At 62.7% G+C, this 8,566-nt stretch carries 5 protein-coding genes and 1 pseudogene; 3 read left to right on the forward strand and 3 right to left on the reverse strand.

Translation table 11 applies throughout. The features are described 5' to 3' along the window. Nucleotides 1–67: 67 nt before the first annotated feature. Both JNK74_09305 and JNK74_09310 read right to left on the reverse strand, forming a co-directional pair. Nucleotides 68–2,539, reverse strand: coding sequence for a DEAD/DEAH box helicase (locus JNK74_09305; protein ID MBL7646370.1), 2,472 nt, complete (start codon nucleotides 2,537–2,539; stop codon nucleotides 68–70). A gap of 74 nt (nucleotides 2,540–2,613) precedes the next feature. Further along, complete coding sequence (locus JNK74_09310; protein ID MBL7646371.1) at nucleotides 2,614–3,633, reverse strand: alcohol dehydrogenase catalytic domain-containing protein; 1,020 nt, start codon at nucleotides 3,631–3,633, stop codon at nucleotides 2,614–2,616. A 212-nt stretch (nucleotides 3,634–3,845) separates the two neighbouring features. Between JNK74_09310 and JNK74_09315 the strand changes: the two genes are divergently transcribed. From JNK74_09315 to JNK74_09325, 3 genes are all read left to right on the forward strand, one after another. Next, nucleotides 3,846–5,060, forward strand: coding sequence for a Gfo/Idh/MocA family oxidoreductase (locus JNK74_09315; protein ID MBL7646372.1), 1,215 nt, complete (start codon nucleotides 3,846–3,848; stop codon nucleotides 5,058–5,060). Nucleotides 5,061–5,273: 213 nt separating this feature from the next. After that, complete coding sequence (locus JNK74_09320; GenBank protein ID MBL7646373.1) at nucleotides 5,274–7,952, forward strand: alpha-galactosidase; 2,679 nt, start codon at nucleotides 5,274–5,276, stop codon at nucleotides 7,950–7,952. Between the two features lie 108 nt (nucleotides 7,953–8,060). Further along, nucleotides 8,061–8,207: a hypothetical protein gene (locus tag JNK74_09325; GenBank protein MBL7646374.1), complete on the forward strand. Its 147-nt coding sequence runs from the start codon at nucleotides 8,061–8,063 to the stop codon at nucleotides 8,205–8,207. 218 nt (nucleotides 8,208–8,425) lie between these two features. On the opposite strand, the pseudogene JNK74_09330 reads toward JNK74_09325, so the two are convergent. Continuing rightward, nucleotides 8,426–8,566, reverse strand: a pseudogene (locus tag JNK74_09330) (IS3 family transposase).

An 8,566-nucleotide genomic window follows, 5' to 3' on the forward strand; every position in this document is an offset into this window, starting at 1 on the left:
GATCAGACGGATCGGACCGATCTGATCCGATAGGTCTGATCGGTCCGATCCGTCTGGTGATTTTTCGCTAGTTCCGCGCGCCCAGGACCTTCAGCACGTCGCCGAGTCCCCCAAGCAGCGCTCCGAGCTTTGTCGCAGTCTCAGGATCGGGCAGGGGAATCTGCAACTCCGGTTGGCCGGTGCGCTCGTTCCGCTTGATGAAGCCCGCCAGACCCTGCGACTTTGCGGTGCCCCCTTGTGCCGCTGCGGCACTCAACTGACCGAGAAAAGCCAGGCCCGCGTTGACCAAATCGCCCCAGGGCTCGGGAGCGGCATCGGCCTGTTTCGCGACCATGGCTTCGCGCGGCGCGGCGACGGTCGCGGACGTTTCGGGCATTTCCCAGGGTGCGTCGTCTTCCTCATAGCGCACGGGCTCCTCGGAGGGCAGGGGCGAGGCGGGTACCGCTTCGGTGACTTGCTCCACGGTTTCCATGAACTTCTGCATGCGCGACCCGCCGAGGAAGACTTCGTTCTCGCCGCCGTCGAGCACGCCCGCGAACATGGAGCTCTTGAACTTGAGCGTGTCGAGCATGCCGTGTTCGATGGTGCCCTTGGAGACAAAGTGGTAGATCTGCACGGGGCGCTGCTGGCCCAGCCGGTAGACCCGTCCGATGCGCTGCTCCAGCACGGCGGGATTCCACGGCTGGTCCATGATGACCATGGCCGAGGCGAACTGAAGGTTCAATCCCACGCCACCGGAATCGGTGCAGAGCAACACGCGGCACGCGGGGTCGTTTTTAAAGGTCTCCAGCACCTCCTTTCGCGCTTTACCGACGAGGGATCCGTGGTAAAAGGCGTGGCCGATATTGTGGGCGTCGAGTCGGCGGATGAGTTGTTCGTGGGTGCCGAGCCATTGGCTGAAGACGACGACCTTGGTTTCGGGGTCGGCCAGGACATCGTCCAACAGCAGGGCGCACTCGTCCATCTTGGTGCTGAAGTCCGTTTCCTTGTCGATTAGGAAGGTGCTGTTGCAGGACATGCGCATGAATTGCAGCGCGGTCATCAGGCGGCGCTGATCTTCGTCAGAAAGGAATCCATACTTTCGCCACTTGGCGGTGATGCGCACGACGATCTCGGCATTCTCTTCGTGTATGACGCGTTGTTCTTGCGTCATGTCGACGAAGAAATACTTGTCCGTTCGACCGGGCAATTCCTGGAGCACTTCCGACTTGCGGCGGCGCAGGAGCACGCCCGCGAGGCTTTCCTTGATCGCGCCGAGGTCCTTGTAGCCGATAACGCGACCATCCCCATCCACGTGCTGGTGGGCGTGAAGGAATTTGAAGAGGGGACCGAGGTGAAAGCGATCCACGAACTCCATGATGGAATGGAGCTCCGAGAGACGGTTTTCCAAGGGCGTGCCCGTCAGCACGATGGCGAAGTTGGACTCCAATAGCTTGATGGACTTCGCCCGGGCCGTGTCCCAGTTTTTGATGCGTTGCGCCTCGTCGAGGATGATCACGTCGGGTCGCCACGCACGGATGAGTTCAATGTCGCGGCGGATGGTCTCGTAGTTTGCGAGTTTGTAAAAGCTGTCGCTCTTGTAGATCTTTGCCCGCTCCGGCTGGAGGCCGTCGAGCACCTCGGCGCTGCGCCCGGTGAAGCGCTCCACTTCCGATTTCCACTGGTGCTTCAGCGCGGCGGGCGTCACCACCAGCACGCGCTCTACCCCGGCGGTCTTCGCGAGGATTTCCACCGCCGTGATCGCCTGGATCGTTTTGCCCAGGCCCATATCGTCCGCGAGGAGACAGCGGCCCGCTTTCGCGGCAAAGATCGCGCCCTGGCGCTGGTAGGGGTAGAGCTTCGTCTTCACCAGTTTGCCCAGGGCCGCCGCGCCGCCCTTGCCCTGAAAGAGCTTAGTGATCGTTTCCTGGCGGCGCGCGTTGTCCCGGTGCTGCGCCACAAAGGCCAGCACGTCGTCGTAAACGCGGATGTCGTGCTCGGTCTTTGCGATGTCGCGCACGAAGCGATCAAAGGTCGCAAAGCCTTTCTCCGGGAGGCGTCCATGGGGATCGAAGAATCGTGCAAGTAGCTTGTCCGCCGCCGGGGTGCAATCCGCGCCGCGCGTCATGTGGACGGAGCGCTCCGCGCCATAGCGCAGGTAGACCTCGGTGAAGGGCGGGTGGTAGCCTTCGCGGAAAGCGGCCTTCGCGCCGCGCTTCTTCTGCAAGGTCGCCAACAGCCATTCGATGTGCTTGCAGGTGCCCAGGGTGTTCACGGAGAAATCGGGGCAGGTGCAGAAGTTCTCGCCGAGATTTTCGCTGCGCACCGAAACGCGGTAGGTGCGTTTGCTCGCGGGATTGTGAACGGAGAAGGTCGAGAAGAAGGGATGATCGCCCAGGTTTTTGTGCTGAAAGTTTTGCTCGCGACCGTATTCGCGGCGGAGGGCAATCTGCCACTCTTCGAGGGTCATTTCCGAAGGCCTGCGCGTGCGCGAGGTTTTTGCGGGTGTTTTCTTGGCGCTGCGTTTCTTAGGCCTGGGGGGCTTGGTCTTTGCGGGCATAGTCTTGCTTTCCGGGAGTCTTATGGGTCTTATGGGTCTTATGGGTCTTATGGGTCTTATGGGTCTTATGGGTCTTAGACGATTTTCAGGACCACCCGAAAGCGTGCTTCGCCGCTGATCATGCGGTTGTAGGCTTGTTCGGCGTGTTCGAGGGGGTAGATTTCATTCATCGAGCGCACGCCGTGTTGGGCGGCGAATCGCAGGGTGGCTTCGGCGTCGATGGAGGTGCCGGAATACCATCCGCGCACGGAATAGCTCCCACCGATCATCAGTGCCGGACTCACTTCGAGCTTCTCCGCCGCGCCGAGGACCATGAGCACGCCGCGCGGCGCGAGGCCGGGCATGAGGGCGGTCATGGCGGGGCCGTGGGTGGCCGTGGCAATGATGGCCTTCGCTTTGCCCAGGGCAATCAACGCGGCGGCGGGATCGCCCGCCTGGCTGTCAATGTAGTGGTCCGCGCCGAGATCCTTTGCCAGCGGCGCTTTGTCTTCCCCGCGCGCTACGGCGACGGTGCGGAAGCCCATTTTCCTGGCGAACTGGATGCCCAGATGGCCCAGGCCGCCAATGCCCAGAATGGCCACCGTGTCGCCGGGTTGTGCGCCGCAATTGCGAAGGGCGTTGAAGGGCGTCAGGCCCGCGCAGAGCAGGGGCGCGGCTTCGAGGGATGACAGCCCATCGGGCACGCGTGCGACCGCCCTGGCCGGCGCGATCATGTACTCGCCATAGCCACCGTCATAGGCGATGCCCGTTATCGTGTGAGAATCGCGCTCGCAGGCGAAAAAGTCGCCGCCCCGGCAGGGATCGCAGGCGCTGCAGTAGCCACCGTTCCAGCCCACGCCGGCGCGCTGTCCGGGGGAGAGGTGGGTGACGCCCTCGCCGATCGCATCGATGACACCCACGACTTCGTGGCCCGGCACGCGGGGATAGACCGTGCCTGGAAAAAGGCCGAGCTTTGCAAACATGTCGCTGTGGCAGATGCCGCAGGCCTCCACCTTGATGCGCACCGTCCCGGGCGTGGGTTCGGGAATGGGACGCTCCACGATTTCAAAGGCGGAACCGGGTGCGGGAACTTGAGCGACGCGCATGGTGGCCATGGGAGATTCTCCTGGGTTGTTGTGGGGGTGGTGGCCCGCCAGCCGAGGGGCGATCATAGCATGGGGCGGGCGAGCGGCAAAACTGGTAGCCCATCAGGCCCATCAGACGGATCGGACCGATCTGATTAGTGTGATCGGTCTGATTTTGATTGCTGGCCCCGCCGGGATCAAGCCGCTATACTAGCCCCAAGGCAAACAGAGGAGAGCCCCCCATGTCCCAGAATTCGACCCGCCGTGATTTCCTTCGCCACACCGCCGTCGCCGCCGCCGCGGGGGGCTACCTCGCCACCGCAAAGGGCTATGCCCAGAACGAAACCGTCACGCTTGGCGCGATCGGCACGGGTGGTCGGTGTCGCCAGTTACTGGAGGTGGTGAAGCAAATCCCCGGAGTAAAGCTGGCGGCCGTGTGCGATGTGTGGGATGCGCATCTGGAAGCGGGCAAGGCCCTGGCCGAGCCGGGGGCCTTTGTGACGAAGGACTATCGCGAGCTCCTTGCGCGGGAAGACATCGACGCGGTGATCATCGGATCGCCCGATCACTGGCATGTACCCATGACGATCGACGCGTGCCGTGCGGGCAAGGATGTGTATGTGGAGAAGCCGCTGACCCACAAGCCGGAGGAGGGCGAGGCCGTCATTGCCGCGCAGAAGGAGACGGGTCGCGTGGTGCAGGTGGGCATGCAGCAGCGCAGCATGACGCACCTGATCGAGGCGAAGAAGATCTTCGAGGCGGGCGAACTGGGCGAGGTGCTCAAAGTGCACCTCACGTGGAATCGAAATGCCGAGCGGAGCCCCAAAGGCAAATATGGCATCGATCCCGCCACGGTGGATTGGAAGGCCTTTCTGGGCAATGCGCCCGACCAGCCCTTCGATGAGTATCGCTTCCGCAACTGGCGCTGGTTCTGGGACTTCGGTGGTGGTATCTTCACCGACCTCATGGTGCACTACATCGACGTGGCCCACTGGTTTCTGGAGGCGGGCGATCCGGCGATGGCCACGAGTATCGGCAGTTTCTTTGCGAAAGAAGGCGAGTGGGAAACGCCCGACACCGTGCAGACGCTGTTGACTTACGACACGCCCAGGGCGCAGATCTACTTTGAGGGCACCTTCTCCAATGCGCGCAATGCGGCCATGATGGAGTATATGGGCACGAAGGCCACGCTCTACGCGGACCGCGGGCGCTACGAGTTCCACCCCGAGCGCAACAACACCGCGCCTTACAAGGAACTTGTACTGGGGGACGGCCCGCGCGGCGCGGATTTCTTCAACGAGCCCCGGGGCGAGTTTCTCCACCTGAGCAACTGGCTCGAGTGCATCCGTACGCGAAACACACCCAACGCGCCGGTGGAGGCGGGCGTCCGTGCGGCGTCAGCGGCCCAGATGGCGAATCGCGCGCTGCGGGAGCAGCGGGTCGTGCTGCGGAGCTGAGTTTGGCGGGGTACTACGGCCTTTGCCGGGGTCTGGGCGCGGAGCGAAGGAAAACGCCCGCGATCACGGCGGTCCGGCTGGGGGCTTGTGCGCAAGGGCATCCATCGGCCATCATGGTGGGTGGACTTCGGAGCGGAGTTCCGGGGACCTGATGCTCAGGCGCGCCTGAGGCGGGGGAAGGGGGCGGTGTATCTCGAAACAAAGGAGTATCCCATGCTGCGTCTTAAACACACCATTTTGATTTTGTCGGGTCTCTGTGTCTTTACCGCACCCGCCCTGGACCTTAGCGGCATCGCCCTCTTTGAAACGGACGAACAGGGCACGGTAAATCCACGGCATCGCTACAACGCGGGGCCGGTGGATGCCGCCTGGGACCTCTTTGTGTATGAAGGCGAGGCGGTTGCCGCGCCGCAGTGGCTGAACAGCGCGGGGGACAACACGATTCGCATTCCCCTTACGCCGGGGACGCACACCTACACCTTTCATGCGGAGTTTGGCGAGACGTGGAAGCACACCGGGCTGAATCTGTTTTTCGACGGCGCGCAGGACAAGGCTGGGCTGTCCGCATTGACGCAGATGACGAAGCTGGGTGTTGCCGCGCCAGCGTTAACGGCGAACGACGCGAAGGTGACCATGGGCCTGCCCATCACAGACCTTGCGGCGGCGTGTACGTTGACCCACGGGGACAATCCGGCGGGGCTGTGGGTGTTTACGGAGCCGGGCAAGCGCCTGAAGGCCACGCTGACCGAATTTCACTTTGCGCCGCCGGCCGTGGCGGGCAATCTGGATTTGGTGGGGGCTCATGCTACGGGCGCGAGCGGCACGCCGGATTTCGTGGGCCAGTTCACGTTGAGGGTGGAGGAATACGAGCCCGCGCCACCGGCGCTGTTGCACTGGCTGGGCACGCAGGCGGACATGACCCTGGGCGGACCGGATCGGCGCGCGGCGTGGAAGGCGGCCCTGGGCAATGGCCAGGTAGGAGCGCCATTCTCCTTCGTATATGGCGGGGTGGCTTCCGATGTGGTGCTGGCGCGGAGCGCGCGCACGGATGAAAGCCGCGTTGTTGACGAACAACGCACGGCGCACACGATCACCTGGAAGGATCCGGAGACGGGTCTGGAGGTCCGCTGGCAGGGTCTGGAGTACCGTGACTTCAAGACGGTGGAATGGACGGTCTACTTGAAGAACACGTCCTCCAGCACAACGCCACTGCTGGAGAAGGTTCAGGGCATCGACACGATTTTTCAGCACGACGCGGGCGATGAGTTTGTGCTCCATCACAATAACGGCGACAATTTGTCCGCGACGGCCTATCAACCCCTGGTGACGCCGCTGGGCGCGGGAGAATCCTTTCACATCGCGCCGGAAGGCGGCCGCGGCACGAACTTCGCCTATCCCTATTTCAACCTGCGCTCGGGTGACGAGGGCGCGATTGTGACCATCGGCTGGCCGGGCCAGTGGGCGGCGGGCTTCAAGCGGGACGGCGGCACCGGAATTCAGGTCCAGGCGGGCCAGGAACTGACCCACCTGCGGCTGGAACCGGGGGAAGAGATCCGGACGCCGCTGGTGGTGGTGCAGTTCTCTCAGGACAACGAGTGGATCGACGCCCAGAACATCTGGCGGCGTTGGATGATCCAGTACAACATTCCCAAGCCCCACGGGGAGCGGATCAAGCTGCCCTTCTTCGCGGCGTGCAGCTCCCACCAGTTCGCGGAGATGACCAAGGCGAACGAGCAGAATCAGAAGGAATTTCTCGACAGCTACCTTGCCAAGGGCCTGAAGATCGACTACTGGTGGATGGATGCGGGCTGGTATGTGGGCGCGGCGGAGAATAACTGGCCCTTTACCGGCACGTGGGAAGTGGATCGCCGCCCCCACCGTTTCCCCAACGGCCTGCGCGCCGTGAGCGATCATGGGCGCAGCAAGGGCGTGAAAACTATTGTGTGGTTTGAGCCCGAGCGCGTGGCGAAGGGCACCTGGCTGGCCACCGAGCATCCGGAATGGATTTTCGGCGGTGAAAAGGGCGGGTTGCTGAATCTGGGCAATCCCGACGCGTGGAACTGGCTCGTGAACCATATCGACCAGATCATCACGGATGAAGGAATCGATCTCTACCGCCAGGACTACAACATCGACCCGCTCAAATTCTGGCGCGAGAACGACACGGCAGAGCGCCAGGGCATGACGGAGAATAAGTACGTCATGGGCTACCTCGCCTACTGGGATGAGCTCCTGCGGCGGCATCCAGGAATGCTGATCGACTCATGCGCTTCGGGCGGACGTCGCAACGATCTGGAGACCATGCGCCGGGCCATTCCCCTGCTGCGCAGCGACTACCTCTTCGAGCCCGCGGGCCAGCAGGGCCATACCTACGGCCTGTCCCTGTGGCTGCCAATCTTCGGCACGGGCTACAACCCCTCCAACACCGTGGGCTGGGGCGAAGGCACGGGCGGCTCGTCCTACCACCCCTACATGCGCCGGAGCAACATGTGCCCAGCCAATATCGGCTGCTTCGACTTCCGCGTGGCGGTGGACGATGCGCTGATCATGAAGCTCTACAACGAATGGCTGGAGGTTGGTCCGAGCTACTACGGCGATTATTATCCCCTGACTCCCTGGAGCGTTTCGCAGGACAACTGGATTGCGTGGCAGTTCAACCGGCCTGATACGGGCACGGGCTTTGTGCAGGCCTTCCGCCGAAACGAAAGCCAGTTCTTCGGCGCGTCCTTCCCGCTGAAGGGACTGGAAGCAGATGCGGAGTACGACGTGCGGAATGTGGACGTGGAGGGTACGATCCGGATGACGGGGAAGGCGCTGATGGAGGAAGGCGTGGCGATTGAGCTGAAGGAGAAGCCGGGCGCGGCGGTGGTGATGTATGTGAAGGTGAAGTAGGGGAGATTTCTTGCACGCAAAGGCGCCAAGGCGCAAAGGTGGGGATGATGGAGATGCCGGGCGAGGATTACAAGAGGCGGGTCTGTCTCATGAGAAGGATTTGAACGTATGAAGATATGCAGAGCATTGGCCTTGTATGGCTTGATGTGGTCTTGCCTGTTGGCGGCGGCTTCAGTGCCGGCCAGACCACTGGTGGAGCAGGGGAAGAGCGACTACCACATCTACTCCTCGCCCTCGGCCACGGCGGCGGAATAGTACGCGGCGTCGGTACTTCAGGATTATGTGGCACGGATCAGCGGATGTACGCTGCCCATCGTGTCGGCGGTGGATGAGAAGGCTAGCCTGATATATGTGGGCTTTCATGATGCGCCCGCGGCGGTGATCGGCGATCTTGATCCGGCGTCCTTCGGGAAGGAAGAGTACATCATCCAGCAGGCGGGCGATGACCTGCTGATTGCGGGCGGGGCGCCCCGGGGGTAGTAGGGCGAGGTCTTCACGTGGGTCATGCCGCTGATGCGGATGAACTCCTTGAAGTCGCGGGAGAGGAACTGGGGGCCGTTGTCGCTGATGATGCGCGGCGTGGCGTCGGGGTGCTTTTCTTTGGCCATCTGCAA

This window comes from Candidatus Hydrogenedentota bacterium (genome assembly GCA_016791475.1).
Taxonomy (GTDB): domain Bacteria; phylum Hydrogenedentota; class Hydrogenedentia; order Hydrogenedentales; family JAEUWI01; genus JAEUWI01.